The sequence below is a fragment of the Arthrobacter sp. Cr_A7 genome, assembly GCF_029222765.1.
Lineage (GTDB): Bacteria > Actinomycetota > Actinomycetes > Actinomycetales > Micrococcaceae > Arthrobacter.
In genome coordinates, this window is sequence record NZ_JARHXQ010000306.1 from 1 (window position 1) to 1,356 (window position 1,356).

At 67.4% G+C, this 1,356-nt stretch carries 1 protein-coding gene; it reads left to right on the forward strand.

Annotation, left to right across the window (positions count from 1 at the left end; translation table 11 throughout):
- The first annotated feature begins 106 nt into the window (after positions 1-106).
- Positions 107-1,342: a beta-ketoacyl-[acyl-carrier-protein] synthase II gene (locus P2Q66_RS18000; protein ID WP_079598971.1), complete on the forward strand. Its 1,236-nt coding sequence runs from the start codon at positions 107-109 to the stop codon at positions 1,340-1,342.
- The last annotated feature ends 14 nt before the right edge of the window (positions 1,343-1,356 follow it).

Genomic DNA, 1,356 nt, shown 5'->3' on the forward strand with positions numbered 1-1,356 from the left:
GTGCCCCAGCCGGCACTCCTGCTTCCTATCCGGCCGAGCGCCGTTCAACAACACGCGGGACCCTCCGGACGACGGAGACGGATTCCCACCGACAGAGAGTGATCCCATGACACGCAAAGTAGTCATTACCGGTCTGGGTGCCACCACGCCCATCGGCGGCGATGTACCCACAATGTGGAACAACGCGCTCAAGGGGGTCTCCGGTGCCCGCACCCTGGAAGACGACTGGGTCGCCAAGTACGAGCTTCCCGTCCACTTCGCCGCCCGGTGCAGCACCCCGGCACTTGACGTGCTCAGCCGTGTCGAGGCCAAGCGGATGGACCCCTCCACCCAGTTCGGCGTCATTGCTGCCCGCGAGGCCTGGGCCGACTCCGGCATCACCGAATTCGACAAGGACCGCCTGGCTGTTGCCTTCGCGACCGGCATCGGCGGGGTCTGGACCCTGCTGGACGCCTGGGACACGCTGAAGGAAAAGGGCCCCCGCCGGGTCCTCCCCATGACCGTTCCCATGCTGATGCCCAACGGTGTTGCGGCGGCTGTCAGCCTGGACCTGGGAGCCCGTGCAGGCGCCCACACGCCCGTATCTGCCTGCGCCTCCGGCACTGAGGCCCTGCACCTGGGCCTGGACCTGATCCGCTCGGGCAAAGCGGACGTGGTGATGTGCGGCGGTGCGGAAGCCGCCATCCACCCCATGCCCCTCGCGGCCTTCGCCTCCATGCAGGCCCTCTCGCGCAGGAACGATGAACCGGAGCGCGCATCCCGGCCCTACGACCTTGGCCGTGACGGCTTCGTGATGGGCGAAGGCGCAGGCGCGCTGGTGCTTGAGGCCGAAGAGCACGCCCTGGCACGCGGAGCCCGAATCTACGGTGAACTCGCCGGAACGTCCGTTACCGCCGACGCCTACCACATCACCGCACCGGACCCCGAGGGCCTCGGTGCAACCCGCGCACTCAAGGCAGCCATGTTCGACGGGCGGATCCAGGCTGAAGACGTGGTCCATGTGAACGCCCATGCCACGTCCACCCCCGTTGGCGACAAGCCGGAATACACGGCCCTCCGCGCCGCCCTCGGTTCGCACATCGACAACGTGGCGGTTTCGGCCACCAAGTCGCAGATGGGCCACCTCCTGGGTGCGTCCGGTGCCGTCGAGGCCGTCCTCACCGTGCTCGCCGTTTACGAACGCAAAGCGCCAGTCACAATCAACCTCGAAAACCAGGATCCGGAAATTCCGCTGGACGTTGTCACGTCTGCCCGCGACCTGCCGGCAGGCAACATCGTGGCACTGAGCAACTCCTTCGGTTTCGGCGGCCACAACGCCGTCGTCGCTGTCCGCAGCGTCTGACACCGGCCCCGGGC

Coding starts and splice junctions, on each gene's coding strand:
- P2Q66_RS18000 (WP_079598971.1), top strand. CDS start 107: ATGACACGCAAAGTAGTCATTACCGGTCTGGGTGCCACCACGCCCATC.